At 70.5% G+C, this 25,770-nt stretch carries 22 protein-coding genes; 18 read left to right on the top strand and 4 right to left on the bottom strand.

From position 1 onward, the window contains the following. Positions 1-45 precede the first annotated feature (45 nt). A complete protein-coding gene (locus QUC20_RS11110) occupies positions 46-1,872 on the top strand; it encodes a beta-L-arabinofuranosidase domain-containing protein (protein ID WP_289329902.1) in 1,827 nt (608 codons plus the stop codon). A 22-nt stretch (positions 1,873-1,894) separates the two neighbouring features. Here QUC20_RS11110 and QUC20_RS11105 read toward each other — a convergent pair whose 3' ends face one another. After that, complete coding sequence (locus tag QUC20_RS11105) at positions 1,895-2,911, bottom strand: LacI family DNA-binding transcriptional regulator (protein ID WP_120264858.1); 1,017 nt, start codon at positions 2,909-2,911, stop codon at positions 1,895-1,897. A gap of 92 nt (positions 2,912-3,003) precedes the next feature. Between QUC20_RS11105 and QUC20_RS11100 the strand changes: the two genes are divergently transcribed. The 8 genes from QUC20_RS11100 (at position 3,004) to QUC20_RS11065 (ending at position 10,372) form a co-directional block, all read left to right on the top strand. Beyond that, positions 3,004-4,188, top strand: a complete 1,185-nt coding sequence (locus QUC20_RS11100) for a Gfo/Idh/MocA family protein (protein WP_289329901.1) — start codon at positions 3,004-3,006, stop codon at positions 4,186-4,188. Further along, a complete protein-coding gene (locus QUC20_RS11095; protein ID WP_120264860.1) occupies positions 4,185-4,892 on the top strand; it encodes a ThuA domain-containing protein in 708 nt (235 codons plus the stop codon). The genes QUC20_RS11100 and QUC20_RS11095 overlap by 4 nt, the downstream gene beginning before the upstream one ends. Then, positions 4,865-5,959 carry a Gfo/Idh/MocA family protein gene (locus QUC20_RS11090; protein ID WP_120264861.1) on the top strand — a complete coding sequence of 365 codons (1,095 nt, stop codon included), beginning with the start codon at positions 4,865-4,867 and terminating at the stop codon, positions 5,957-5,959. Before QUC20_RS11095 ends, QUC20_RS11090 begins: the two co-directional genes overlap by 28 nt. Then, complete coding sequence (locus QUC20_RS11085; protein WP_289329900.1) at positions 5,956-7,473, top strand: alpha-N-arabinofuranosidase; 1,518 nt, start codon at positions 5,956-5,958, stop codon at positions 7,471-7,473. The genes QUC20_RS11090 and QUC20_RS11085 overlap by 4 nt, the downstream gene beginning before the upstream one ends. Positions 7,474-7,619: 146 nt before the next feature. Next, positions 7,620-8,552 (top strand): tRNA pseudouridine(55) synthase TruB, encoded by a 933-nt coding sequence (gene truB, locus QUC20_RS11080; RefSeq protein WP_289329899.1) that lies wholly within the window; start codon positions 7,620-7,622, stop codon positions 8,550-8,552. Beyond that, positions 8,549-8,917: a hypothetical protein gene (locus QUC20_RS11075; protein WP_120264864.1), complete on the top strand. Its 369-nt coding sequence runs from the start codon at positions 8,549-8,551 to the stop codon at positions 8,915-8,917. The genes truB and QUC20_RS11075 overlap by 4 nt, the downstream gene beginning before the upstream one ends. Positions 8,918-8,951: 34 nt before the next feature. Then, on the top strand, positions 8,952-9,404 hold the full coding sequence (locus tag QUC20_RS11070) for a hypothetical protein (RefSeq protein ID WP_120264865.1): 453 nt from the start codon (positions 8,952-8,954) through the stop codon (positions 9,402-9,404). Then, complete coding sequence (locus QUC20_RS11065; RefSeq protein WP_120265174.1) at positions 9,401-10,372, top strand: bifunctional riboflavin kinase/FAD synthetase; 972 nt, start codon at positions 9,401-9,403, stop codon at positions 10,370-10,372. Before QUC20_RS11070 ends, QUC20_RS11065 begins: the two co-directional genes overlap by 4 nt. A gap of 44 nt (positions 10,373-10,416) precedes the next feature. Here QUC20_RS11065 and deoC read toward each other — a convergent pair whose 3' ends face one another. Beyond that, positions 10,417-11,133, bottom strand: coding sequence for a deoxyribose-phosphate aldolase (gene deoC / locus QUC20_RS11060; protein WP_120264866.1), 717 nt, complete (start codon positions 11,131-11,133; stop codon positions 10,417-10,419). Positions 11,134-11,225: 92 nt separating this feature from the next. On the opposite strand from deoC, the gene QUC20_RS11055 reads away from it, so the two are divergent. The 5 genes from QUC20_RS11055 to QUC20_RS11035 all read left to right on the top strand — a co-directional run bounded on the left by QUC20_RS11055 (position 11,226) and on the right by QUC20_RS11035 (position 18,077). Then, on the top strand, positions 11,226-11,438 hold the full coding sequence (locus QUC20_RS11055; protein ID WP_120264867.1) for a heavy-metal-associated domain-containing protein: 213 nt from the start codon (positions 11,226-11,228) through the stop codon (positions 11,436-11,438). Beyond that, positions 11,438-13,735, top strand: coding sequence for a heavy metal translocating P-type ATPase (locus QUC20_RS11050; protein ID WP_289329898.1), 2,298 nt, complete (start codon positions 11,438-11,440; stop codon positions 13,733-13,735). Before QUC20_RS11055 ends, QUC20_RS11050 begins: the two co-directional genes overlap by 1 nt. Positions 13,736-13,761: 26 nt before the next feature. Further along, the gene (locus QUC20_RS11045; protein ID WP_289329897.1) at positions 13,762-14,406 is read left to right on the top strand and encodes a hypothetical protein; all 645 of its coding nucleotides are present in this window, start codon (positions 13,762-13,764) and stop codon (positions 14,404-14,406) included. Between the two features lie 217 nt (positions 14,407-14,623). Further along, complete coding sequence (locus tag QUC20_RS11040) at positions 14,624-16,777, top strand: DEAD/DEAH box helicase (protein ID WP_289329896.1); 2,154 nt, start codon at positions 14,624-14,626, stop codon at positions 16,775-16,777. 271 nt (positions 16,778-17,048) lie between these two features. Then, positions 17,049-18,077, top strand: a complete 1,029-nt coding sequence (locus QUC20_RS11035; RefSeq protein WP_120264870.1) for a 6-phosphofructokinase — start codon at positions 17,049-17,051, stop codon at positions 18,075-18,077. Between the two features lie 79 nt (positions 18,078-18,156). Here QUC20_RS11035 and QUC20_RS11030 read toward each other — a convergent pair whose 3' ends face one another. Next, positions 18,157-19,548: a threonine/serine exporter family protein gene (locus QUC20_RS11030; protein ID WP_289329895.1), complete on the bottom strand. Its 1,392-nt coding sequence runs from the start codon at positions 19,546-19,548 to the stop codon at positions 18,157-18,159. 154 nt (positions 19,549-19,702) lie between these two features. Between QUC20_RS11030 and QUC20_RS11025 the strand changes: the two genes are divergently transcribed. Together QUC20_RS11025 and thrC are read left to right on the top strand one after the other, a co-directional pair. Then, a complete protein-coding gene (locus QUC20_RS11025; protein ID WP_120264872.1) occupies positions 19,703-20,989 on the top strand; it encodes an aspartate kinase in 1,287 nt (428 codons plus the stop codon). Positions 20,990-21,083: 94 nt separating this feature from the next. Continuing rightward, positions 21,084-22,487 carry a threonine synthase gene (gene thrC, locus QUC20_RS11020; RefSeq protein ID WP_289329894.1) on the top strand — a complete coding sequence of 468 codons (1,404 nt, stop codon included), beginning with the start codon at positions 21,084-21,086 and terminating at the stop codon, positions 22,485-22,487. Between the two features lie 122 nt (positions 22,488-22,609). Here the strand turns inward: thrC and coaBC are convergent, their stop codons facing one another. Further along, entirely contained in the window at positions 22,610-23,821 is a 1,212-nt protein-coding gene (gene coaBC, locus QUC20_RS11015; protein WP_289329893.1) for a bifunctional phosphopantothenoylcysteine decarboxylase/phosphopantothenate--cysteine ligase CoaBC, read from the bottom strand. 71 nt (positions 23,822-23,892) lie between these two features. Between coaBC and QUC20_RS11010 the strand changes: the two genes are divergently transcribed. Further along, positions 23,893-24,609: an NRDE family protein gene (locus QUC20_RS11010; protein ID WP_289329892.1), complete on the top strand. Its 717-nt coding sequence runs from the start codon at positions 23,893-23,895 to the stop codon at positions 24,607-24,609. 94 nt (positions 24,610-24,703) lie between these two features. Next, on the top strand, positions 24,704-25,762 hold the full coding sequence (locus QUC20_RS11005) for an aspartate-semialdehyde dehydrogenase (RefSeq protein WP_289329891.1): 1,059 nt from the start codon (positions 24,704-24,706) through the stop codon (positions 25,760-25,762). Positions 25,763-25,770 lie beyond the last annotated feature (8 nt).

The following is a 25,770-nucleotide window of genomic DNA, read 5'->3' as shown; positions in this document are numbered from 1 at the left end:
ACAGTCAGAGATCGATCTCAGCACATCGAAGGAGATGGCACAACCATGACCACATCCGCTCTCGCGCCGGACAGCGTCCGGCTGCTGCCGGGTACCTACGATCGCCGTCGTCGCGTCAATCGCGACTATCTCGTATCGCTCGACGAACGCGCTCTCGTGCAGAACCACCGCATCGAGGCGGGCATCGGCGACCAGGCCTGGCACCTGAAGCCCTCGGTCACCCCGGGAGTCGAGAGCGGCTGGGGACGCCACTGGGGGTGGGAGACGCCCGGTGCCCTCTTGCGGGGACACTTCGTCGGCCACTGGATGTCGGCTGCCGCGCGCGAGGTCGCCGTCACCGGCGACCCGGTGCTGCGCGGCAAGCTGTCAGTGGTGCTCGACGAGCTCGAGGCCTGTCAGGACGCGGGCGAGGGATGGGTGTTCGGTATCCCGCGGACGTTCCTGCGCCGGCTCGCCGAAGGTCGCGAGGTGTGGGCGCCGCAGTACAACATCCACAAGACCTTCATGGGTCTGGTCGACGTCCACCGAGACCTCGGCGACGAGCGCGCCCTGCGTATCGCCCACCGTGCTGCCGGGGTGCTCGCGGAATGGGCTCGGGCGTTCGGGCGCGAGGAGTTCCAGGCCCTCCTCGAAGTCGAGACGGGCGGCATGCTCGAAGTCTGGGCCGACCTGCTCGAAGCCACCGGCGATGACGACCTCTACCGCGACCTGCTCGATCGATACGACCACCGGTCGCTCTTCGACGGTCTGCTGGCGGGCGAGGACATGTTGACCAACATGCACGCCAACACGACGATCCCCGAGGTGCTCGGCGCCGCACGGGCGTTCGAGGTCACCGGCGAGGAGCGCTGGCGCCGCATCGTCGAGGCGTACTGGGACTGGGCCGTCGCCCGCCGCGGGACCTTCTGCACCGGGGGACAGACCTCGGGCGAGATCTGGACGCCGCCGTTCTCCTTCGCTGCACGGCGAGGCGCGAAGACGCAGGAGCACTGCGCGGTCTACAACATGATCCGGCTCGCGGACGTGCTCTACCGATGGACCGGTGATGCGTCGTACCTCGATTACATCGAGGCGAATCTGGTCAACGGCATCCTCGCGCAGCAGCATCCCGGCACCGGCATGGTGAGCTACTTCCTGCCGCTGCAGAGCGGAGCACGCAAGGAGTGGGGATCGCCCACGGAGGATTTCTGGTGCTGCCACGGCACGCTCGTGCAGGCGCACACGCGCCACGCGTCGCTGGCGGTGTACGCCGACGCCGAAGCCGTCACGATCGCTCAGTACATCCCCGTCCGCGCCGACATCGACACGCCATCCGGCGAACTCGCGGTCGAGGTGCGCACCCTCGACGACGCGCTGTACGTCGGTCCCGATGCGAACGCGGGCCCCGGCGGATCGACGCATCGGCCGCACGCGCTGCGGGTCTCGGTCGTGATCGAATCAGCGCCGACGGTGAGCGGTCGCGTGCGGATGCGCGTGCCCGCCTGGACCGTGGGTGACGTGGATGTCCGGTCGGAAGCGGCCGCGGTGCACCGTGATCGCTTCATCGAGATCGATCATCCCGGCGGGCGAACCGAGGTCGAGCTGGGTTTCGGATTCGAGCTGCGGACGGTGCCGCTTCCCGACGAGCCCGCCACCGTCGCCTTCGTCGAGGGTGGCGTGGTCCTCGCGGGGCTCGTCGACCGGGAGACGCCGCTCGTCGGCGACGTCTGCGACCCGACGACGCTGCTCGCGGCGGACGACGAACGCCAATGGTCGCAGTGGCTCACGCGGTACCGCAGTGTCGGGCGCTCGGCCGGCATCCGTTTCGTGCCGCTGAACGAGGTCGTCGACGAGCGTTTCGCGGTCTACTTCCCGGTCGTCACGCCCGCGTGAGCCGCCTCGGCGGCACGGCCGGTCAGCGCGGGCGGCCGGTCGAGCCGCGGGCTACGAGGACCGTCGGCAGCTCGACCACTTCGTCGGCGAGCTGTGCACCGCCGGCCATCTGCGCCAGGAGCGTGACGGCCGCGGCCGCCATCTCGCGGATGGGCTGGCGGATGGTGGTGAGCGGGGGGTGCAGCCACCGCGCCCCGCGTACGTCGTCGTACCCCACGACGAGGACGTGGCGCCCCACGGCGAGTCCCGCTTCGGCGATGGCCCGGTAGGCGCCGGCGGCCATCTCGTCGGAGCAGGCGAACAGCCCGATGGGACCGTCGCCGCCGAGGTCGTCGAGCGCTGCGGCGCATGCCCGCCGCGCGTCCGCCGCGCCCCAGTCAGCCGTCGTCAGAACGCGAGGCGCCCCCGGCGCCGCCTCGTCGAGCGCCGAGAGGAAGCCCTCGATCCGCGCGCGGCCGTACCGGTACGACGGTGCCCCGCCGATCACGATGAAGCGGCGGGCGCCCTGTGCGAGGAGATGCTCGGCCGCCGCCGAGCCGCCCGCGTGATCGGTGTTCCGCACGCTCGGCACATGCTGGGTGGTACCCGACGGCGGCTCGAGCAGCACGACGGGGATGCCGGCGCCGTGCATGATCTCCAGCTGCGCCGTCGTGGGCAGGATGAGACCGAGCACGACCCCCGCCGACCCTCGGGAGCGGATGCGGGCCGGCCAGTCGTCATCGGGATCGTCGCGCTCGGCGGTGAGGACGAGATCGTAGTTCAGGCGCGAGGCCGCGGTGTGCGCGCCCGCGACGACCTCGTCGGTGTAGGGGTCGTGGAAATGTCCGAGAACCAGATCGAAGATGCGAGACGTCCCGCCGCGGGGTCGGCCCCGCGGGGTGCCGTTGCGCGCGTAGCCGAGCTGCTCGGCGGCTGCGAGCACGCGTGTGCGGGTCTCGGGCGACAGCTCGCCGCGACCGCGCAGCGCCCGCGAGACGGTCGCCACGCTGACCCCGGCTGCTGCGGCGACGTCGGTGAGGCTCGGGCGGGTAGCGGGCATGTTCCCTATTTTGCGCAAACCGCGCCGTCCGCGTCGAGAGGCTGTGACATCGTGGTCCGCGATCACACGCACCGGTGCGGAGGGAGACGAGGATGTCGAGACGATTGCGCATCGCGATCATCGGAACCGGGTTCATGGGACGGATGCACGCGCACGCCTGGCGCACCGCTCCGCGCTTCTTCGACCTGTCGATCGAGCCGGAGGTCGTCGTGCTCGCGGGAAGCGACGCGCAGCGCGCCGCCGACGCCGCGTCACGCTTCGGTATCGCCGAGTCGAGCGACGACTGGCGCAGCGTCATCGCACGCGACGACATCGACGCCGTCGACATCTGCACCCCCGGCGACACCCATGCCGAGATCGCGCTCGCCGCGCTCGACGCCGGTCTGCACGTGCTGTGCGAGAAGCCGCTGGCCAACGACGTCGCCGACGCCGATCGGATGACGGATGCCGCCGCTGCTGCGGCCTCGCGCGGAGTCGTCGCCATGTGCGGCTTCAGCTACCGCCGAACGCCCGCCCTCGCTCTGGCGCGACGCTTGATCGAAGAAGGACGCATCGGCCGGATCCGGCACGTGCGCGCGCAGTACCTGCAGGACTGGCTCACCGATCCGGACGCGCCGTTCACCTGGCGCCTCGATCGCGAACGCGCGGGATCGGGCGCGCTCGGCGACATCGGCGCGCACAGCATCGACACCGCCCAGTGGCTCACGGGAGCGCGCATCACGAGCGTCTCGGGCGTCCTGCGCACCTTCGTCGACGAGCGCCCCGTCCTCGACGAACGCGTCGGGCTCGGCGGTCGTGCGGGTGCCGGTGCCGCGACCGAGCACGTGACCGTCGACGACGCCGCGGCGTTCACGGCATCCTTCTCCGATGGTGCGCTCGGCGTCTTCGAGGCGACGCGCATGGCCACGGGACACCGCAACGCCAACCGCATCGAGATCAGCGGTGACCGCGGAGCGGTCGCCTTCGACTTCTCACACCTGAACGACCTGCTCTTCGCCGACGCGACACTGCCCGCCGGTGAGCAGGGTTTCCGGCGCATCGACGCTACCGAGCCCGAGCATCCCTACGCAGGAGCCTGGTGGCCGGCGGGACACGGGCTCGGATACGAGCACCTGTTCACGCATCAGAGCGTCGACTTCGTCCGTGCCGTCGCGGGCGAGGTCGAGGCGCATCCGTCGTTCGCCGAAGCGGCGCAGGTGCAGCGCGTCCTCGCGGCGGTCGAGGAGAGCGCGTCAACCGACAGCAGAAGCATCCGAGTGGAAGGGGTCAGCTCATGACCGCGAGACAGGCGCTCATCGTCCGAGGCGGATGGGAAGGGCACAAGCCCGTCGAGGCCACGAACCTCTTCGTCCCGTTCCTCGAGGAGAACGGCTTCGAGGTCCGCATCGAAGAGGACAACGAGGTCTACACCGACCGCGCGACGATGGAGCGCACCGACCTGATCGTGCAGTCCGTCACAATGTCGAAGATCTCGCGCGAGGCCTTCGCGGGCCTGCGCGACGCGGTCGAGCGGGGAACCGGACTGGCGGGCTGGCACGGCGGCATCGCCGACTCGTACCGCGACAACTCCGACTACCTCCAGCTCATCGGCGGACAGTTCGCGACGCACCCCGCGAAGCACCCCGACGCCCGCGTCGGCGACGAGACCGACAACTACCTCTGCTACACCGTCGACCTCACCGAGGCGGGTCGCCGCTCGGAGATCATGGCCGGTCTCGAAGACTTCACGCTGCGCACGGAGCAGTACTGGGTGCTCTCCGACGACCTCAACGACGTGCTCGCGACGACGACGCATCCCGTGCAGCCCTACCACCCGTGGCACCGCCCCATCACCTCGCCCGCCGTCTGGACGCGCGAGTGGGGACAGGGCCGCATCTTCGTCGCGACGCCGGGGCACAGCCTCGTCGTGCTGCGCGACGTCAACGTCCGCACCATCATCGAAAGGGGGATGCTGTGGGCGAGCCGCACGGCATCGGTGTAGTCGGCCTCGGGGTCATCTCGGGCCAGTATCTCGAGACGCTGGGCGATCACCCCGCCGTCCGTATCGCGGCGGCGGCAGACCTCGACGCCGACCGCGCCCAGGCGGTCGCCGAGAGGTTCCCCGGTGCCCGTGCCCTGTCGGTGGCCGAGCTCGTCGCTGACCCAGCCGTGCAGACCGTGCTGAACCTGACGATTCCCGCGGCGCACGGCGAAGTGGCGCGTGCCGCGCTCGCCGCCGGCAAGAACGTCTACGGCGAGAAGCCGCTGGCCGCCACGTTCGACGAAGCGCTCGGCGTCATGGCCGGCGCGAACGGCGCGTGGGTCGGTGGCGCCCCCGACACCGTGCTCGGGTCCGGTGTGCAGACCGCGCGAGCGGTCGTGGATGCCGGTGAGATCGGCCGACCGGTCGCAGCCGTCGCGACGTGGCTGTCGTCGGGCCATGAGGCCTGGCACCCGCATCCCGACTTCTACTACCGCGAGGGCGGCGGGCCGCTCTACGACATGGGGCCGTATTACCTCACCGCGCTGTTCCACGTGCTGGGGCCCGTCGTCAGCGTGTCGGGTGCGTCGTCGCGATCGCGCGATGAGCGCACGATCGGCTCGGGCCCGCGAGCGGGGGAGCGCATCCCCGTCGAGATCGACACGCATGTCACCGGTGTGCTGGAGCACGCCGGCGGTGCGGTGTCGACGGTCACCTTCAGCTTCGACGCCGCCGCGACGCACGCCGCGCCGATCGAGGTGCACGGTGAGAGCGCGTCGCTGACCCTGCCCGACCCCAACTTCTTCGACGGCGACGTGACCCTGCGTCGACCGCGTGCCGGGGAGTGGACGGCGATCGCACCGCGCGCGGGCTACCGCGGCGCGGGTCGCGGTATCGGGGTCCTCGACTTCGTGCGCGGGGGCCCGGGCGCCGGACGTGCGAGCGGCGAGGTCGCCCTGCACGTCCTCGAGATCATGAGCGCCCTCACCCGATCGGCCCGAGACGGCCGCCGCATCACCCTGACCACGACCGCGGAGCGTCCTCCGCTGGTCCCGCTCACCGAGCACGAGCACTGGAGAACCACATGACCTCGTCCGCCCGTGCGGTCATCGACCTCGACGTCGTCGGCGATCGCATCAGCCGCCACATCTACGGGCACTTCGCCGAGCACCTCGGCCGCTGCATCTACGACGGCTTCTGGGTGGGCGAGGATTCGGCGATCCCCAACATCCGCGGCATCCGCACCGACATCGTCGAAGCGCTCCGCGCGCTCGACATCCCGAATCTGCGCTGGCCGGGCGGATGCTTCGCCGACACGTACCACTGGCGCGACGGCATCGGTCCGCGCGAGCAGCGGCCGAAGATCGCCAACACGAACTGGGGCGACGTCGTCGAGAGCAACCACTTCGGAACCCATGAGTTCATGGACCTGTGCGACTTGCTCGGCACCGAGGCCTACGTCAACGGCAACGTCGGCAGCGGCACGGTGCAGGAGATGTCGGAGTGGGTCGAATACCTCACGCGCGACGACGACAGCCCCATGGCGCGTCTGCGCCGCGAGAACGGACGCGACGAGCCCTGGCGCGTGCCGTTCTGGGGCATCGGCAACGAGCCCTGGGGGTGCGGGGGCAATCTGTCACCGGAGTTCTATGCGGAAGAGGCGCGGCGCTACGCGACCTACTGCCACGACCACGGCGAGAACACGTTGACGCTGATTGCCGCCGGTGCCAACGAGGACGACTTCGAGTGGACGCGCGTGCTGGTGAAGTCGCTCGTCGAATCGCACGCCGCGAACCTGTACGACAAGCACCCGTACCAGGCGATCTCGTTCCACTACTACACGCACACCGGATCGGGCATCAACCGCGAGGACGCGACGACCTTCACCGACGCGCAGTTCTACGACACGATGGCCTACGCGCTCGACTTCGAGCGGGTCGTGCGCGGGCACGTCGCGGTCATGGACTCGTACGACCCCGACAACCGGGTGAGCCTCGTCTGCGACGAGTGGGGCACGTGGTGGAACGCCGAGAAGGGGACGAACCCGGGCTTCCTGTTCCAGCAGAATACGATCCGCGACGCGCTCGTGGCCGGCATCCACTTCGACATCTTCCACCGCTACGCGCGGCGCATCTCGATGGCCAACATCGCCCAGACGGTGAATGTCTTGCAGGCGATGATCCTCACCGACGGCGACAAGCTCGTCCTCACCCCGACCTACCACGTGTTCGAGATGAACAAGGGGCACCAGGACGCCCGAGCGCTCGGCGCTCACATGCTCGACGCCCCGACCACGGCGGCGCGACGCGGGGAGCTGCCGTTGGTGTCGATGTCGGCCTCGACGAAGGAGGGGTCGGCGCTCATCTCGCTCACCCATCTGTCGGCGGATGAGGAGTGCGAGGTGCGCATCGACCTGCGCGGCCGCGGTGCCCGCGTGACGCGAGCCCGTGTACTGGGAGCCGACAGCGCCACGACGTTCAACGATGCCGACGTCCCCGACCGTGTCGAGCCGCGGCCTCTCGCGACCGCCCTCGACGACGGTGAGCTGGTCGTGACGATGCCGCCGCACTCGTTCGCGACCGTCGAGCTGGCGCTGGACTGATCGCGCGGGACCGGCGCGCGTGGGGTGAGGCGCAGTTCCGAGCTTCGGGCGCAGATGAAACCGCGCCCGGTGCGACGAACTGCGCCCGAAGCGTCGGCGGTGGGCGCCGGGCCGAGCCGCGCGAGGCGTCGCCGTAGGCTGGAGGCATGCCCGAAACCGCGCCCCGCGGCATCCTGCTCGTCGACAAGTCGGGCGGGATGACCAGTCACGACGTCGTCTCCCGAGCCCGCCGAGCCCTCGGCACCCGCAAGATCGGCCACGCCGGCACGCTCGACCCGATGGCGACGGGGCTGCTGGTGCTCGGCGTGGGAGCGGCGACCCGCCTGCTGACCTACATCGTCGGCCTCGACAAGACCTACGAGGCGACGATCCGCCTCGGCGTCTCGACGGACTCCGACGATGCCGACGGCGCGGTGACCAGGCACGCGACGGATGCCGCGCTGGCCGCCGTCGACCGTGCGGGCATCGATCGCGGCATCGCGGCGCTCACCGGCGCGATAGATCAGGTGCCGAGTCGGGTGTCGGCGATCAAGGTCGGCGGGAAGCGGGCGTACGACCTGGCGCGCGCGGGGCAAGAGGTCGAGCTGAAGGCGCGACGGGTCACCGTCTCACGCTTCGATGTGCGGGAGGTCCGCGAGGTCGCGCTCGACGTCACTCCCGCCCGCGAAGGCGGGCCATCCCGAGCGATCGACGTCGACGTCGTCGTCGACTGCACGAGCGGCACCTACATTCGCGCCCTGGCCCGCGATCTCGGCGCCGCCCTCGACGTGGGCGGTCACCTCACGGCGCTCCGGCGCACCCGCATCGGACCCTTCGACGTGTCGGATGCCGTGACCGAGATCGTCCCGGACCTCGAACTCCTGCGCGATGCGGATGTCGCCGCGACCGTGCTCGGCGCCTTCGACGTGAGCGCCGACGAGGCCCGCGACCTGCGTCACGGCAAGCGACTCGTCGGAGCAGCCGCGCGCCTGTCGGCGCCGCATCCCGCTGCGATCGATCCCGACGGCCGGCTCGTGGGGATCGTCGAGCGTCGCGGCGATGACGTCAAGAGCCTCATGAACATGGCGGAGGACGCATGATCACGGTCTTCACCATCGTTCAGGTCGCCGTGGCGGTCGCCGCGGGCCTGCTCTGCACGGTGCTCGGTCTCGCGAACCGCCGCCCGAGCGACCTCTCGGTCGGAGCGCTCGCCCTCGTCGAAGTGCTTCTGATCGCCCAGGTCGTCGTCGCGATCATCGCCCCGCTGGCGGGCAATGCGCCGTCGGGCAGCCTGCTGGAGTTCTGGGTGTATCTCGTCTCGGCCGTGCTGCTGCCGCCGGCCGCTGTGTTCTGGGCCCTCATCGAACGCAGCCGCTGGAGCACCGTCATCCTCGGTGTCGCCGCCCTGTCCGTGGCGATCATGGTGTGGCGGATGCAGGTGATCTGGACGGTTCAGGTCGTCTGAAGCCGCCCGCGCGCCGCCTATCATTGGTGAGGTCATGGATCATCCCCGCCCTCGAATGACCGGCATCGGCCGCGTCCTGGTGGTCGTGTACGCCGTCATGGCGCTCGCCGCGACGGGACGCTCATTCGTGCAGATCGTCGAGGACTTCGCCAACGCCCCGCTGGCGTACTCGCTGTCGGCGGCAGCCGCGCTCGTGTACGTGCTGGCGACGGTGGCGCTCGTGAGATCGAGCTCGCGCGCCTGGTACGCCGTCGCGTGGGTCGCGATCTGCTTCGAACTGGTGGGAGTCCTCGTCGTCGGTACGCTCAGCCTCGTGCTGCCCGAACTGTTCTCGCACGACGCCACGGTGTGGTCGGGCTACGGCTTCGGGTACTTCTGGGTTCCACTCGCCCTGCCCTTCGTGGGCATCTGGTGGCTCGTGTCGCATCGCGACGGCGCAGCGGACCGCGACGAGCGTCCGGCCGTCCTGGAGGGATCGTCATGGTGACCGTGTATCGAGACCCCGCCGAGGTGCCCGCGGACTTCGGTCCGAGCGTCGTGGCCATCGGCAAATTCGACGGCGTGCACTCCGGACACCGCGCCGTCATCGACCGGGCCCGGGTCGACGCCGCGGCCCGCGGTGCGCGCGTGGTCGCGGTCACCTTCGACCGCAATCCGCTCAGCCTGCTGCGTCCGGAGCTCTGCCCCGAGCCGCTCGTCGCGCTCGATCAGAAGATCGGTCTTCTCGCTGCGGCGGGTGTCGACGCCGTCCTCGTGCTGCGATTCGACGCCGAGCTCGCCGCGCTCTCGGCACGCGACTTCGTCGAGGGCATCCTCGTGCGCGCTCTCGGCGCCGTCGGAGTGCTCGTCGGCGACGACTTCCGGTTCGGACGCGGCGGCGAAGGGGATCCCGACGTGCTCACCGCTCTCGGGCGTGAGCACGGATTCGACGTCGACGTCGTCACAGACGTCCGCGCACGCGACGCCGGTCGTCGCGTGTCGTCGACCTGGGTGCGCGACCTGCTCGCGGCGGGCGACGTCGCGGGTGCCGCTCGCCTCCTGGGCAGACCCCACGCGGTCGAAGCGGAGGTCGTGCACGGGCTGAAGCGGGGCCGCGAGCTCGGGTATCCGACCGCGAACCTGGCGACCGACGCCGCGGGCTTCATCCCGGCGGACGGTGTGTACGCGGGCTGGCTGGTCGATCTCGGAATGCCCGGAGCCGACGGGATGCTGCCCGCGAGCGTCATCCGCTATCCGGCGGCGATCTCCGTGGGCACCAACCCCACGTTCGACGACGTGCCGCAGCGCCAAGTCGAGGCGTACGTGCTCGACGAGACCGATCTCGACCTCTACGGTCACCGCGTCGAGGTGCGCTTCACAGCCCGCATCCGCGGGATGGTCGCTTTCGCGGGCATTCCCGCGCTGATCGAGCAGATGGACGACGATGTCGTCCGGGTGCGCGAGGCGCTCGCCTGAGGACAGCGCCTCGCGCACCCGGAGCGGGCCGGAGCCCGCGAGGGTCAGTACGACGATTCGTCGACTGCGCCGGTGGCCTCGCCACCGGCTTCGAGTCGGCGCGCTTCGCCGAGGATCGTCGCGCTGCCGCTCGTACCGAGGCGCGTCGCGCCCGCATCGAGCATCGCGACGGCATCGGCGAAGCTGCGCACGCCGCCGGACGCCTTGACCTGCACGGCTTCGCCGACGTTCTCGCGCATCAGCCGGACGTGGGCGACCGTCGCGCCGCCGCCGGCGAACCCGGTCGAGGTCTTGACGAAGTCGGCGCCGCCTGCCTCGGTCAGACGGCTGCCGCGTGCGATCTGCTCGTCGTCGAGGAGGCTGGTCTCGAGGATGACCTTGACGATCTTGCCCTCGGCGGCCTCGACCACGGCTCGGATGTCGTCGACGACGACGTCGTCGAAGCCCGACCGCAGCGCGGCGATGTTGACGACCATGTCGAACTCCGAGGCGCCGTCGGCGGCGGCCTGGCGGACCTCGGCGACCTTCGCCGCGGTGGAGGTGGTGCCGTGGGGGAAGCCGATGACGGTTCCGACGGCGACGCCGGTGCCCTCGAGGCGTGCGACGGCATGAGGGATGTCGGAGGGTCGCACGCAGACGGAGAAGACCTGCCACTCGGCGGCGATGTCGAGCTCGGCGTCGACCTGCTCGCGGGTCAGTTCGGGCTTGAGGATGGCGTGGTCGAGGGTCGCGGCGAGCTCGCGCTCGGAGATCGTGGACATGGTTTCAGCGTACGCCGTCCCGATGTCCGAGCATCGACGGGAATACCCCAGGGGGGTATCCTGTTGAGGTCGCTGAACGAAAGAGGATCATCATGACGACTCAGACCTACTCCGTCGAGGGCATGACCTGCGGCCACTGCGCCGCAGCGGTGACCCGCGAACTCGGACTCGTCCCCGGCGTCTCCGACGTCGCCGTCGACGTCGATGCCGGAACCGTCGCGGTCACGGCCGTGCAGCCGCCCGACGACGACGTCGTCTCGGCTGCGGTGGCCGAGGCCGGCTACACGGTGACCGGACGCCGCTGATGTCCGCTGACACCGCCGGGCCGGAGAGCAGCCACGCTGTCCTCGACATCGAGGGGATGACGTGCGCGAGCTGTGTCGCCCGGGTCGAGAAGCGTCTGCAACGCCTGGACGGTGTCCGCGCGACGGTGAACCTCGCGACCGAGACGGCGCGCGTGGAGCATCCTGCGGCCGTGTCGGTCGACGAACTCGTCGAGGCAGTGGGCGAGGCCGGGTACACCGCCCGCGTCCGCGCCCCGCAGCGTCGGCAGCAGCCGCACCCCGCCGGGGAGCACGACCAGCACGCGGACCACGACGCCGACGGCGGCCACCAGCACGACGTCGAGGACGTGCCGGGGCGGACGACCCTGCGCACCCGCCTGATTTGGGGCATCGTGCTGGCGGCGCCCGTCGTGGTGCTCGGCATGGTGCCCGCGTGGCAGTTCCCCGGATGGCAATGGGTGTCGCTCGTCCTCACCGCGCCGGTGGTGTTCTGGGCGGGCTGGCCGTTCCATCGCGCGACGTTCGCGAATGCGCGCCATGGCGCGCTGACGATGGACACCCTCGTCACCCTCGGCACCTTCGCCGCGTTCGCCTGGAGCCTGTGGGCGGTGCTGTTCGGCTCCGCCGGGCGTATCGGCATTCGTCACGACGTCGTCCTCTTCGGGCCCGTGCACGACCCGACATCGCTCGTGTACTTCGAGGTCGCCGCAGCCGTCACGGTGCTCATCCTGCTCGGACGGTACATCGAGCAGCGGTCGCGGCGGCGCGCGGGAGCCGCCCTGCGCGCACTGCTCGAGCTCGGGGCGACCGACGTCGAGCTGCCGGACGGTCGACGCGTCGGGATCGAGACCCTTCGGGAAGGCGACGAGTTCGTCGTGCGGCCCGGTGGGAAGGTCGCGACGGACGGCGTCGTGGTCGACGGCGCAGCGGCGGTCGACGAGAGCATGCTCACAGGCGAATCGGTGCCGGTCGACGTCGGACCCGGCTCCGAGGTGACCGGGGGCACGATCGCGTCGGGTGGACGCCTGCGGGTTCGCGCCACCTCGGTCGGCGACGAGACCCGTCTCGCGCACCTGGCACGTCTGGTCGACGAGGCACAATCGGGTAAGAGCCGCGTGCAGCGCCTTGCCGACCGCGTCTCGGCGGTGTTCGTCCCCGTCGTCATCGTCGTCGCCGCGCTCACCCTCGTCGGCTGGATCGTCGCAGGCGCGCCCGTGGCGGCGGGGTTCACCGCCGCCGTGGCGGTGCTCATCATCGCCTGCCCGTGCGCCCTCGGGCTCGCGACGCCCATCGCCGTCCTGGTCGGCACCGGGCGTGGCGCCGAGCTCGGCATCCTGATCACCGGTCCCGAGGCCCTGGAAGCCGCCGAGCGCATCGACGTCGTCCTCATGGACAAGACCGGCACCCTGACCGAAGGGCGGATGTCGGTCGCGTCGGTGGCCACGGCGGCCGGGGTCGACCGCCACGAGGCGCTGCGGGCGGCCGGCGCCGTCGAATCGGCTTCGGAGCACCCGATCGCACGTGCGATCGTCGCCGCCGCCGGCGCGGTGCCTGCGGTGACCGAGTTCACGGGGGTCTCGGGAGGCGGTGTCCGCGGCTCGGTCGATGGGCGCGATGTCACCGCGGGAAGCATGGCTTTCGTCACCGAACGCCTGGGGTCTCCGGCCGCCGAGCTCGACGCGGCCGCGCGCGACGCTGCGGAGTCCGGAGCATCCGTCGTCGCCGTCGGGTGGGACGGCGCCGTCCGCGCGGTCATCGCGGTCGCGGATCGCGTCCGCGACGACGCTCGCGATGCCGTGGCGCGACTGCACCGCACCGGTGCATCCGTCGTCCTGGTCACGGGTGACAACGCTGGTGCAGCCGCGGCGGTGGCTCGCGAGCTGGGCATCGACGAGGTCGTCGCCGACGTGCGGCCGGAGGGCAAGCTCGACGAGGTGCGACGGCGCCAGGCGGCGGGGGAGCGGGTCGCGATGGTCGGCGACGGCGTCAACGACGCCGCCGCCCTGGCCGCCGCCGATCTCGGTATCGCGATGGGCGGCGGGACGGATGCCGCCAAGCACGCCAGCGACATCACGCTGACCGCAGGAAGCCCCCGGGCGGTGGCCGAGGCCATCGAACTCAGTCGCCGCACCCTCGGGATCATCCGCGGAAACCTGTTCTGGGCGTTCGCGTACAACGTCGCCGCCGTGCCGCTGGCGGTCGCCGGACTGCTCAACCCGATGGTCGCCGCGGCCGCGATGGCGTTCTCGAGCGTCTTCGTCGTGCTCAACAGTCTGAGGCTGCGATCGGCACTGCGGCCCGCGCGCCGGAGCGCGTAGCCGACCGGTCTCGTTAGGATCTGCTCATGGCCGTCACACACCGCACAGCTCTCCGCTTCATCCCGGTCGTAGCGGCGGTCGCGCTGCTGGCCACGGCATGCGCTACTCCCGCTGGGGGAGCTGCTACGCCCGCTCCGTCCGAGTCAGCCGCGACGCCGTCGCCCGCGCTCACTCCATCGGAGACGCCGAGCCCGGTCGAGACGCGGTCGACGACCGACGAGATCAGTCTGCCGTCGTCGTGCGACGAGCTCTTCACGGGTGACCTGCGGGCCACGCTCGACGCGGAGATCGCCCCGCTGAACGATCCTGGCGTGACGATGTACTCGACCGAGAACGCCGAGGCTCTCACGGTGCTCGAGTCGGGTGTGCCGAGCCTGCGTTGCACGTGGGGCAGGCCCTCCGACCGGGGCATCGCGACGACCGTGTCGCTCGTCTCGGCCGCCCAGGCTGACCTCATCGCTGACGCGCTGTCCACCGCGGGCTTCGGCTCGGAGGAAGCATCCGGCGGCGTCTACTTCCGAACGTCGCAGCAGATGCTCTCGATGGACGAGGAAGTCGTCGACTTGGGCGAGACCCACTTCCTTCGCGGGAACGCGTGGGTGTCGACGCGATGGGTCAACTACGGTCCTGATTCCTACACCCCCGGCATCGTCGCTCAGCTCTGGCCCTGAATCACGCCCCACCGCGCACACCTCGCGGGGCGCGCCGGTCGTGGCATAGAATGGTCGGCGGGGACATCGTCGGGTTCGACGCCGCAGCTCGCTGAAGCGAGTGCCCGCGGCCGGCCGGCGCGATCGCCCTTCGCTCGCATGACGCTTCGGTGTCCGTCCGAGCGGCACCCGTACGTTCCGTCACGACGGAATCCCGGCACTCAGGCTCAGGAGGAGCATGCCGACCATGGCCACCGCCGCAGCGACCGCCAACCGCCGACGAAAGTCCTCGTCCGCCCGACGCGACGACGACGCGCCGTTGATCCCGATCCTCGCGCGCAAAGTGCGCGAGGTCGAGGCCAAGGCGCAGCGCGGCAAGCTCGGACCGACCAATCGCGTCAAGTTCCAGGTCATCGCGTTCCTGGTGCGCGAGGAGCGCGCGCGGGTGAAGGCCGACGAGAACATCTCGACCGCTGCCCGAGCAGAGCTGCTCAAGCGACTCGACGGTGTCGCGACCATCCTCGCCAAGACCGCCGCGCGAGACACGTCTCTCATCCAGCTGCTCGAGGTCGACCAGGCGACCTCACCGGTCGCCAAGCGCATGCGGCGCGACTGGCTGCTCGAGTCGGGAGCCGAACTGCCCGAGGACGAGCTGATCATCACCGACATCGTGCCGGTGCAGGCGCCCGTCGTGCCGGCGGCGCTCGCCGAGCGTCAGGTCACGCCGCCGCAGGTGCTCGCACGTCGCGAGTCGAACCCCTTCCTCGCTCCCGACCCCGAGCTGCACAAGCCGCACGACACGCCGCGTCGTCGCCTCGACGGCTGGGAGCTGATGGGCCCGCTCTACAAGGCGTTCGAGACCGGCGCCGGCGGGGCGGCGGCCTCGATGGACCTGCCCCCCGTGCCCGAGTTCGATCGTCTGTCGCCCAAGGGCCTCGAGATCATGCCGCACCAGTCGCGGTTCCTCGAGGCGGTGCGCGCCGGTCACCGCTCGTTCCTCCTCGCCGACGAGCCGGGCCTCGGCAAGACGGCGCAGTCGGTGCTCGCGGCATCCGTCGCCGGCGCTTACCCGCTGCTGGCCGTCGTGCCGAATGTGGTGAAGATGAACTGGGCCCGCGAGGTCGAGCGCTGGACGCCGCAGCGCCGCGCGACGGTGATCTCGGGCGACGGCGATCAGATCGATGCCTTCGCCGACGTCTTCATCGTCAACTACGAGGTGCTCGACCGTCACCTCTCGTGGCTCGGATCCATCGGTCTACGCGGCATGGTCGTCGACGAGGCGCACTTCATCAAGAACCTCGGCTCGCAGCGTTCGCAGAACGTCCTCGCCCTCGCGGGCCGCATCCGCGAGCAGGTCCGCGACCCGCTCATGCTCGCCCTCACCGGAACCCCGCTGATCAACGACGTCGAGGACTTCGACGCGATCTGGCGCTTCCTCGGGTGGACCAACGGCGAGAAGCCCGGGCCCGTCCTCATGGAGCGGCTCGACGAGACCGGCCTCACGCCCGCCGACAAGGCGTTCTACCCGGCTGCCCGCGACGCCGTCATCTCGATGGGCATCGTGCGCCGCAAGAAGAAGGACGTCGCCGCGGATCTTCCCGACAAGCTCGTCGCAGACCTGCCCGTGCAGCTCGACGACGAGTACGGTCGGTCGATCCGCCAGGCCGAGCACGAGCTCGGCGAGCGTCTGGCCGCTCGGTACCGCCGCATCATCGAGGCGCGCGGCGACCGTGTGCTCATCGGTGAGGCCGACTCCGACATCGTGCGCCTCGTCGCGACGCAGGAGCTCGAGGAGTCGAAGGCCGCCGGCACCGGTGCCGAGAACGTCTTCACGATGGTCCGCCGCATCGGTCAGGCCAAGGCCGTGCTCGCCGCCGACTACGCAGCGCAGCTGCAGCGCTCGGTCGGCAAGGTCGTGTTCTTCGCCAAGCACATCGACGTCATGGATGCCGCGGAGGCCCACTTCGCGGCTGCCGGGCTTCGGACCGTGTCGCTGCGTGGCGACCAGACTGCGACCGCGCGTCAGGACGCGATCGACGCGTTCAACAACGATCCCGACGTCGCCATCGCGGTGTGCTCGCTGACGGCCGCCGGTGTCGGCGTGAATATGCAGGCGGCCTCGAACGTGGTGCTCGCCGAGCTGTCGTGGACGGCCGCCGAGCAGACGCAGGCGATCGACCGCGTGCACCGCATCGGTCAGGAAGAGCCCGTCACCGCGTGGCGGATCATCGCCGCCCACACCATCGACACCAAGATCGCCGAGCTCATCGACTCGAAGCAGGGGCTCGCGGCCCGCGCTCTCGACGGTGAGGCCGTCGATCCCACCTCGAGCGACTCCGTGCAGCTGTCGGCCCTCATGCACCTGCTCCGCCAGGCGCTGGGCGCGGACTGAGCCGCATCCGTCGCCGTATCGGTGCGATGACCGTCGAGACGGCTGGATGAGGCGGTAGTCGAAGTCGAGTCGTCGACGAACGCGAACCGCGCCACGACGGCGCCGCTCTGGGCGCGTCTGCCGGTGTCGGTGATGGATGCGACGTCCGCCCGCCCCGCGGCAGCGAGTTCTTCCGGTGGGCTTCGCCTGGCAGCACTCGCGTCGCGACGATAGTCTCGACCTGAGGCAGCGTCGCCACACTCCACCCTGAGCAACAACGAAGGATCTCCCCATGAAGATCGGCATCCTCACCAGCGGCGGCGACTGCCCCGGACTCAACGCTGTCATCCGAGGCGTCGTGCTCAAGGGCACCACCTCGTACAACATCGAGTTCGTCGGCATCCGCGACGGCTGGCGCGGTGTCGTCGATGGCGACTTCTTCCCCCTCACCCGTCACGAGGTGAAGGGTCTGTCCAAGGTCGGCGGCACGATCCTCGGCACGAGCCGCACCAACCCGTACGAAGGCCCCCGCGGCGGCGCCGAGAACATCGCCGCGACCCTCGACAAGCACCGCATCGACGGCATCATCGCCATCGGCGGCGAGGGCACGCTCGCCGCGGCCAACCGCCTGGCGAACGACGGCATCAACGTCCTCGGTGTGCCCAAGACGATCGACAACGACCTGAAGGCGACCGACTACTCGTTCGGCTTCGACACCGCCGTCAACATCGCCACCGACGCGATGGACCGACTGCGCACGACCGGTGACTCGCACCAGCGCTGCATGGTCGCCGAGGTCATGGGTCGCCACGTGGGCTGGATCGCGCTGCACGCCGGCATCGCCGCCGGTGCCCACGTCATCTGCATCCCCGAGGTGCCGATGTCGATCGAGGAGATCACCGCCCAGGTCACCAAGGCCTTCGACCGGGGCCGGGCCCCGCTCGTGGTCGTATCGGAGGGCTTCAAGCTGACGGGCCAGGACGAGGCATACAGCGACAAGGGCCTCGACGCGTTCAACCGTCCGCGTCTCGGCGGTATCAGTGAAGTGCTGGCCCCCGAGATCGAGCGCCTGACCGGCATCGAGACCCGCGCCACCGTGCTCGGCCACATCCAGCGCGGTGGCTCGCCCTCGGCGTTCGACCGCGTGTTGGCCACGCGCCTCGGACTCGCGGCCGCCGATGCGCTCGTCGACGGCGCGTGGGGTCAGATGGTCTCGCTCAAGGGAACCGATATCGTCCGCGTCTCGTTCGACGAGGCCCTCGGCGAGCTCAACACGGTTCCGCTGTACCGCTACGAGGAGGCCGCCGCTCTGTTCGGCTGATCCGCCACGTCGAAACGGCCGCGTCTGCGGCGGGCCCCGCGCCCGCTCGCGACGCGGCCGTTCCGCGTCTCTCGGCTGCTCAGCGCACCCGCGCTCGCGCTCGGATGACCGATCCGAGCGACGCGCGGAGCGGCTGACCGAGGTAGATGCCGAGCGATGCGCCCACCGCGAGCGCGATGCCCACGGTCGCGGCTGCCGCGAGGGTGCTGAACCCGGTCAGCAGGGTCGCGGGACTGTCGCCCGATTCGACGACGCCGAGGAGCCCGCGGAACACCGCGGCTCCGGGCACCATCGGCAGGATCGCGGCTGTCGTGATCGCGACGGACGGCACGTGCAGACGATAGGCGGCGAGGATGCCGACGAGGCTGCCGACGAACGCGCCGACACCGCTCGCCGCCGCCGTCTCGAAGCCGAGCGAGGCCGCAGCCACGTAACCCAGCCAGGCCACGACGCTGAGGGCGACGCTGACGACGATGATGCGCAGCCCGGCTCCGTTGATCACGGCGACCGCGAGGGCGATCAGGCCCGCGCCGAGGAACTGCAGCGGCACGGGTCCGAGCGGTAGCGCCTCCGTCGGCGCCTCGAGGCCCAGCCCGATGACGCGGGCCGTCTCGATCCCCGCGAGGATGCCGAGCACGACGCCGAGCGTCTGCGTCACGAGCTCGAGGATGCGGCCCATGGCCGTGAGCGCGAACCCGTCGATGGCGTCCTGAGCCGCGCCGACGACGGTCAGTCCCGCGAGCATCAGCACGATGCCGGACGCGACGATGACCGACGGGCGCATGGTCATCGCGGCTTCCCACCCTGTCGCGCGGAGGAGGGGGGAAGCCGCTGCCACGATCGTGAGCACGAACGCTCCGGCGATCTGGCTGAAGAAGAACGGCACGCGCGCCCGGCCGAGCAGGAACTGCGTGATCGCCGCGGATCCGGCGGCGAGGAACGACAGCACGATGACGAGCCAGTTCGCCCCGAACATCACCGCGACACCGACCGCCAGCAGCGCCTGCGCGGCGACGGCAACGGGCTGGTGGTATCGGAAGGGCGTCCGACGGATGCCGCGGAAGCGCAGTGCCGCGGCATCCAGGGGGAGTCCCGCGCGGATCTCGGCCACGAGCGCCTGAAGCCGCTGCAGTCGGGAATGGTCGGGCGCGGCGCCGCGGACGACCCGCATGAGCGTGATCGGCCGGTCCTCGCCGCTGCGGTGATGGGCGACCGTGATCGAGTTGTACGTGACGTCGACGTGCACCGGGTCGAGACCGTAGACGCCCGCGACCCGCACGATCGTCAGGGTCACCTCGCTCGCGGGCGAGCCCGCCACGAGCATCGTCTCGCCGAGCCGGATCGCCAGATCGAGCACCCGTACCGCGAACGCGTCGTCGATCACGGGGATCATCTCGGTCGCCGGTCCGCCGGCCGGATCGGACGTGTGGACGAGCGCGTTCAGCGCCGTGAAGAGCGAGCGGCGTCCCATGTGTTCCAGCCTAGATCCGCATGTCCGCGGTGCAGCGCGTGAGCGGTCGTCACATGGCGCCCGGCGCATGGGACGCTCCGTAAGATGGTGCGGTGGGCGCGGCATCCGGGCGCCCGTAGCAATCGCGCCGGCACCGGCATCCGGGAGTCTCCACATGGCATTGATCGTGCAGAAGTACGGCGGGTCGTCCGTCGCCGACGCGGAGAGCATCAAGCGGGTCGCGAAGCGTATCGTCGACACGCGCCGCGCCGGTCACGACGTCGTCGTCGCGGTGAGCGCCATGGGCGACACGACCGACGAGCTGCTCGATCTCGCGAACGAGGTCGCCCCGATCCCGGCCCCGCGTGAGCTCGACATGCTCCTCAGCTCGGGCGAGCGGATCTCGATGGCGCTCCTGGCGATGGCCATCCACTCGATGGGCTTCGAGGCGCGCTCGTTCACCGGCAGCCAGGCGGGCATGATCACGGATGCGACGCACGGTGCCGCGCGCATCGTCGACGTCACGCCCGTGCGGCTGCGCGAAGCCCTCGACGAGGGGGCGATCGTCATCGTCGCGGGGTTCCAAGGGTTCAACCGCGACACCCGCGACATCACGACGCTCGGCCGCGGCGGATCCGACACGACCGCCGTCGCACTCGCCGCGGCGCTCTCAGCCGACGTCTGCGAGATCTACAGCGACGTCGACGGCATCTACACCGCCGACCCGCGCGTCGTGCCCAAGGCCCGCAAGCTCGGAGTGGTCTCGGCGGAGGAGATGCTCGAACTCGCCGCGAACGGCGCCAAGGTCCTCTACATCCGTGCGGTGGAGTACGCCCGCCGTCACGGCGTCATGATCAACGCCCGGTCGACGTTCAGCTCCGGATCCGGCACGTTCGTGCTCGGTCCGGGGATGTCGCCGCCCGAAGGCCGAAAGGAAGAAGAGATGGAAGAGCCGATCGTCGCGGGCGTCGCCACCGACCTCAGCCAGGCCAAGATCACCGTCATCGGCGTGCCCGACGTTCCGGGCAAGGCCGCCGAGATCTTCAAGATCGTGGCGAAGTCGGGCGCGAACGTCGACATGATCGTCCAGAACGTCTCGGCCGCGGCGACGGGGCGCACCGACATCTCGTTCACGCTGCCGAAGACCGATGCGACGATGGCGCTCCGTGCCCTCGCGGGCGAGCAGAACGAGGTCGGCTTCGAGAGCCTCGTGCACGACGACCAGATCGGAAAGCTGTCGGTCGTCGGCGCGGGAATGCGAACGCATTCGGGCGTCTCGGCCACGCTCTTCGAAGCGCTGTCGAACGCCGGCGTCAACCTCGAGATGATCTCGACCTCGGAGATCCGCATCTCCGTCGTCGTCCGCGGCGACGAGCTGGCCGAGGCCGCCCGCGTCGTGCACACCGCGTACGGACTCGACGGCGACACCGAAGCCGTCGTCTACGCCGGCACCGGCCGCTGACGTCCGTCCGGTCGTCGACAGCCGCGTCGTCGCCGGGCAAGCGAACCACCTGCGAGAATCGAAAGCCGTCCCCGACCCGTCCCGAGGAGCCCGCGTGCTGTACATCTCGACCCGAGGCGGCGCTGAGCCGCTGCCGTACTGCGACGCGCTCCTCGAGGGGCTCGCGACCGACGGCGGCCTCGCCGTGCCGCAAGAGATGCCCCGTGTCTCGTCCGAGACGCTCGAGCGCTGGCGCGCGCTGACCTACCCGCAGCTGGCCACCGAGGTGCTCGCTCTCTTCGCCACCGACATCGAGCGCGACGACCTCGCCCGCATGACCGAGGCCGCGTATGCGCCCTTCCCCGACGCCGTCGTTCCGCTGCGCCGCATCGGCGGCGGGATGACGCTGGTCGGGCTCTCGGAAGGGCCGACGCTGGCCTTCAAGGACCTCGCGATGCAGTTCCTCGGTCAGGTCGTCGAGCACGCCCTCGCGCGTACCGGCTCGGTTCTCAACGTGCTGGGTGCCACATCGGGTGACACCGGCTCGGCGGCCGAGTACGCGCTGCGCGGCAAGGAGCACATCGCCGTCTTCATGCTGTCGCCGCAGGGCCGCATGAGCCCGTTCCAGCGTGCGCAGATGTTCTCACTCGACGAGCCCAACATCCACAACATCGCCATCGAGGGCGTCTTCGACGACTGCCAGAACCTCGTCAAAGAGCTCGCGGGCGACCTCGGGGTCAAGCGCGAGCTGCACCTCGGCGCCGTGAACTCGATCAACCTCGCGCGCATCACGGCGCAGGTCGTCTACTACTTCTGGGCATGGCTGCGAGCCACCGACGCCGACGGTCACGCCGAGGTCTCGATCACGGTGCCCTCCGGCAACTTCGGCAACATCCTCTCCGGGTTCTATGCGCGCGAGATGGGCCTTCCGATCCGCCGGCTCGTGCTGGCGGCGAACGAGAACAACGTGCTCGACGAGTTCTTCCGCACCGGCATCTATCGCCCCCGCTCCGCGGCGCAGACGCTGCAGACCTCCAGCCCGTCGATGGACATCTCCAAGGCGTCGAACCTCGAGCGCTTCATCTTCGAGCTCGTCGGCCGCGACCCCGAGCGGGTCGTCGCGGCCTGGCGTGAGCTCGAGTCGCAGGGCTTCGCCGACTTCTCCGCCGACCTCGCTCGCTTCACCGCCGAGTTCGGCATCGTCAGCGGAACCTCGACGCACGCCGATCGCCTCGCGACCATCCGCGAGGTGCACGACGAAACGGGCGAGATCATCGACCCGCACACCGCGGACGGCGTCACGGTGGCCCGCGAGTACGTCGAGCCCGGTGAGATCATGCTCGTCCTCGAGACGGCCAAGCCCGAGAAGTTCGCCGAGACGATCCGCGAGGCCATCGGGGTCGAGCTGAGCTACTCCGACGAGCTGCAGGCCATGCTCGATGCGCCGCAGCACGTCATCGACCTGCCCGACGACGCCGCGGCGCTCACCGCGTTCATCCGCGAGCGCGCGCTCCGCTGACGTCCCGACCGGCGGTGATACATCCGTCGGACCGGTGGTGCTGGTGATGCCCGCACGGCGCCGCGAGTGCTCATGAGCACCGCGTGTCCGACGGATGCATCGCGCTCGGTCCGCTGACGTGCTCAGCCCGCGGCGCGGGCGGCGACGATCGCGTCCCACACCGCATGAGCGACGGTGCTCTTCGGCCCTGAGGCCTCGGCGACGACCGCCCCACCGTCTCCGATGACGGCGACGGTGTTCTCGCCCGCACCGAAGCCGGCATCCCACCCGACCTCGTTCACGACGAGCAGGTCGACGCCCTTGCGTTCGCGCTTGCGTCGGGCGCGTGCGAGCAGGTCCTCGTCGGCGGTCTCGGCAGCGAACCCGACGATGACCTGACCGCCGCGGCGGGAGGCGGCGAGCCCGGCGAGGATGTCGTCGTTGGGAACGAGGTCGATCGTCGCCAGCGGCCCGTCTTCCTTTCGCAGCTTGTGTTCCGACACCCGCGCAGCGCGGTAGTCGGCGACGGCCGCGACCATGATCACGACATCCGCGGTGGCGGCGGCATCCGTCATCGCCTTGCCGAGCTGAGCCGCGGTCTCGACGTGCCGGGTCGTGACGCGCGGATGAGCCGCGACGGTGTCGAGGACCCCGGCGTCGACGGATGCCGCGACGAGCGTCACCGTCGCACCGCGGCGGGCGGCCTCCGCGGCGATCTCGGCACCCTGGCGGCCGCTCGATCGGTTGCCGAGGAACCGCACCGGGTCGAGCGGCTCGCGGGTGCCCCCGGTCGAGACCGCGACGTGCACGCCGTCGAGGTCGGCGGTCTCGGGGGAGGCGAACGAGAGCGCGGCCGCCACGATGTCATCCGGCTCCGACATGCGCCCCGGTCCGCTGTCGCCGCCAGTCAGCGGGCCGTCCGCCGGGCCGACGATCAGCACGCCGCGCTCGCGCAGCGTGGCGATGTTCGCCCTCGTCGCCGGATGCCGCCACATCTCGGTGTGCATCGCGGGAGCGACTGCGACAGGGGCCGTCGTGGCGAGGAGCGTCGTGCCGAGCAGATCGGATGCCAGACCCGCGGCCATTGCGGCGATCGTGTTGGCCGTCGCGGGGGCGACGATGACGAGGTCGGCACTCTGTCCCAGGGCCACGTGCCGCACGCGGGCGACGTCGTCGTGCACCGAGGTCGTGACGGGGTTGCGGCTGATGGCCTCCCACGTCGTGAGGCCGATGAAGCGCAGCGAGTCGTCGGTGGGAATGACGTGGACGTCGTGCCCCTCTTGCACCAGCAGACGCACGAGATGGACGCTCTTGTAGGCGGCGATGCCCCCGGTGACCCCGACTACGATGAACATGCCCCCGATCCTCCCACGGCCCCGGACGGGGTGCGCGGAGCGACCGTCGGGCGCCGAGAGCGAGTGATCACATGTGCACCGTCGTCATCCAGGTGCCCGCCGATCCGACCCGTCCGGTTCGGCTGCTGGCCGTCCGAGACGAGGATCCGGCGCGTGCATGGGATCCGGTCGGTCCGTGGTGGCCGGAAGCGTTCCCGGGGGTCGTCGGCGTGCGCGATCGTCGCGCCGGGGGCGCCTGGCTGGCAGCAGACCCCGCAGCCCGCCGTCTCGCGGTCATCCTCAACCGAGCCGATGTCCTGCCGGACGATGCGCCCGCGCTCTCGCGCGGCGGCATCGTGCTGGATGCCGTCGCCGGTCGCCCTCCCGTGGGCGCTCCGTCCACGCACGGCTTCAATCTCGTCGACGTCTCCGCCGCCGGGGTCCGGGTGTCGATGTGGGATGCCGCGACCCTGCGGACGGTCGAGCTGGGTCCCGGGACCCACATGATCGCCCACGACGACGTCGACGATCCGCGTACGGCCCGCATCCGTCGCTGGCTCGGCGAGTTCGCCGCCGCCGCTCCCGATCTCGACCGCGCGGACGGTCTGCAGCCGTGGCTCGACGTGCTCCAGGACACCGCGGCCACCCCGGCGACCGATGACGCCGCGATCATCCGCGACAATCGCCCCTACGGCGTGCCGACGCTGTCGCTGCTCGTCTGCACGGCGTCGGTCGGAACCGACGGCGTCGAGCTCGCTTACGGTGCGCTCGACGTGCCGGGAGAGTGGAACCGCCCCGAGATGGCGTGAATCGCGCGGTCATCGACCGTCACGTGGCCGGGAGCCGCATCGGCGCGCCGATAGAATCACCGGAACCCGATCCCGCTTCACGCAAGGAACAGCTATGACCCGCATCTCCGATTCCGGACTCTCCGTCGCCGTCGTCGGCGCCACCGGCCAGGTCGGAAAGGTGATGCGCGAGATCCTCGTCGAGCGGAACTTCCCGATCGGCGAGCTGCGCCTGTTCGCCACCGCTCGCTCCGCGGGGACCTCGATCGAGTTCGCCGGTCACGCCGTCATCGTCGAGGACATCGCCACCGCCGACCCCGCCGGCATCGACATCGCCCTCTTCTCCGCCGGTGCGACCGGTTCGCGCGCGCACGCCCCGCGGTTCGCCGAGGCGGGCGCCGTCGTCATCGACAACTCCAGCGCTTGGCGCATGGATCCCGAGGTTCCCCTCGTCGTCAGCGAGGTCAACCCCCACGCCACGGTCAACCCGCCCAAGGGCATCATCGCGAACCCCAACTGCACCACGATGGCCGCGATGCCCGTGCTGAAGGTGCTCGACACCGAGGCCGGCCTCGAGCGCCTCATCGTCTCGACCTATCAGGCGGTCTCGGGCTCGGGCCTCGCGGGGGCCGAGGAACTGCTCGGCCAGGTCGAGGGAGTCCTCGCGCAGGGCCGCACGCTCGATCTCGTGCATGACGGCTCCGCGGTCGACTTCCCCCAGCCCGAGAAGTACATCGCGCCGATCGCGTTCGACGTCATCCCGTTCGCGGGCAGTCTCGTCGACGACGGCGACAACGAGACCGACGAGGAGAAAAAGCTCCGCAACGAGAGCCGCAAGATCCTCGAGCTGCCCGACCTGCGGGTCGCCGGTACCTGCGTGCGCGTCCCGGTCTTCACGGGCCACTCGCTGTCGATCCACGCCGAGTTCGCGCGCGACATCACGCCGGAGCGGGCACGAGAGATCCTGTCGGCGGCGCCCGGCGTCGTGCTCGAAGAGGTGCCCACGCCCCTGCAGGCCGCCGGCAACGACCCGAGCTACGTGGGCCGCATCCGCGCCGACCAGTCCGCCCCGGCAGGCAAGGGCCTCGTTCTCTTCATCAGCAACGACAACCTCCGCAAGGGCGCCGCGTTGAACGCGGTGCAGATCGCGGAGATCGTGGCCGAGCGCCTCTGACGCGAAGG

The sequence above is a fragment of the Microbacterium arborescens genome (assembly GCF_030369635.1).
Lineage (GTDB): Bacteria > Actinomycetota > Actinomycetes > Actinomycetales > Microbacteriaceae > Microbacterium.
Note: the sequence above shows the minus strand (reverse complement) of the source record. Positions and strands in the feature narration are given on the sequence as shown.

Coding starts and splice junctions, on each gene's coding strand:
- QUC20_RS11110 (WP_289329902.1), top strand. CDS start 46: ATGACCACATCCGCTCTCGCGCCGGACAGCGTCCGGCTGCTGCCGGGT.
- QUC20_RS11105 (WP_120264858.1), bottom strand. CDS start 2,911: ATGCCCGCTACCCGCCCGAGCCTCACCGACGTCGCCGCAGCAGCCGGG.
- QUC20_RS11100 (WP_289329901.1), top strand. CDS start 3,004: ATGTCGAGACGATTGCGCATCGCGATCATCGGAACCGGGTTCATGGGA.
- QUC20_RS11095 (WP_120264860.1), top strand. CDS start 4,185: ATGACCGCGAGACAGGCGCTCATCGTCCGAGGCGGATGGGAAGGGCAC.
- QUC20_RS11085 (WP_289329900.1), top strand. CDS start 5,956: ATGACCTCGTCCGCCCGTGCGGTCATCGACCTCGACGTCGTCGGCGAT.
- truB (WP_289329899.1), top strand. CDS start 7,620: ATGCCCGAAACCGCGCCCCGCGGCATCCTGCTCGTCGACAAGTCGGGC.
- QUC20_RS11075 (WP_120264864.1), top strand. CDS start 8,549: ATGATCACGGTCTTCACCATCGTTCAGGTCGCCGTGGCGGTCGCCGCG.
- QUC20_RS11070 (WP_120264865.1), top strand. CDS start 8,952: ATGGATCATCCCCGCCCTCGAATGACCGGCATCGGCCGCGTCCTGGTG.
- deoC (WP_120264866.1), bottom strand. CDS start 11,133: ATGTCCACGATCTCCGAGCGCGAGCTCGCCGCGACCCTCGACCACGCC.
- QUC20_RS11055 (WP_120264867.1), top strand. CDS start 11,226: ATGACGACTCAGACCTACTCCGTCGAGGGCATGACCTGCGGCCACTGC.
- QUC20_RS11050 (WP_289329898.1), top strand. CDS start 11,438: ATGTCCGCTGACACCGCCGGGCCGGAGAGCAGCCACGCTGTCCTCGAC.
- QUC20_RS11045 (WP_289329897.1), top strand. CDS start 13,762: ATGGCCGTCACACACCGCACAGCTCTCCGCTTCATCCCGGTCGTAGCG.
- QUC20_RS11040 (WP_289329896.1), top strand. CDS start 14,624: ATGCCGACCATGGCCACCGCCGCAGCGACCGCCAACCGCCGACGAAAG.
- QUC20_RS11035 (WP_120264870.1), top strand. CDS start 17,049: ATGAAGATCGGCATCCTCACCAGCGGCGGCGACTGCCCCGGACTCAAC.
- QUC20_RS11030 (WP_289329895.1), bottom strand. CDS start 19,548: ATGGGACGCCGCTCGCTCTTCACGGCGCTGAACGCGCTCGTCCACACG.
- QUC20_RS11025 (WP_120264872.1), top strand. CDS start 19,703: ATGGCATTGATCGTGCAGAAGTACGGCGGGTCGTCCGTCGCCGACGCG.
- coaBC (WP_289329893.1), bottom strand. CDS start 23,821: ATGTTCATCGTAGTCGGGGTCACCGGGGGCATCGCCGCCTACAAGAGC.
- QUC20_RS11010 (WP_289329892.1), top strand. CDS start 23,893: ATGTGCACCGTCGTCATCCAGGTGCCCGCCGATCCGACCCGTCCGGTT.
- QUC20_RS11005 (WP_289329891.1), top strand. CDS start 24,704: ATGACCCGCATCTCCGATTCCGGACTCTCCGTCGCCGTCGTCGGCGCC.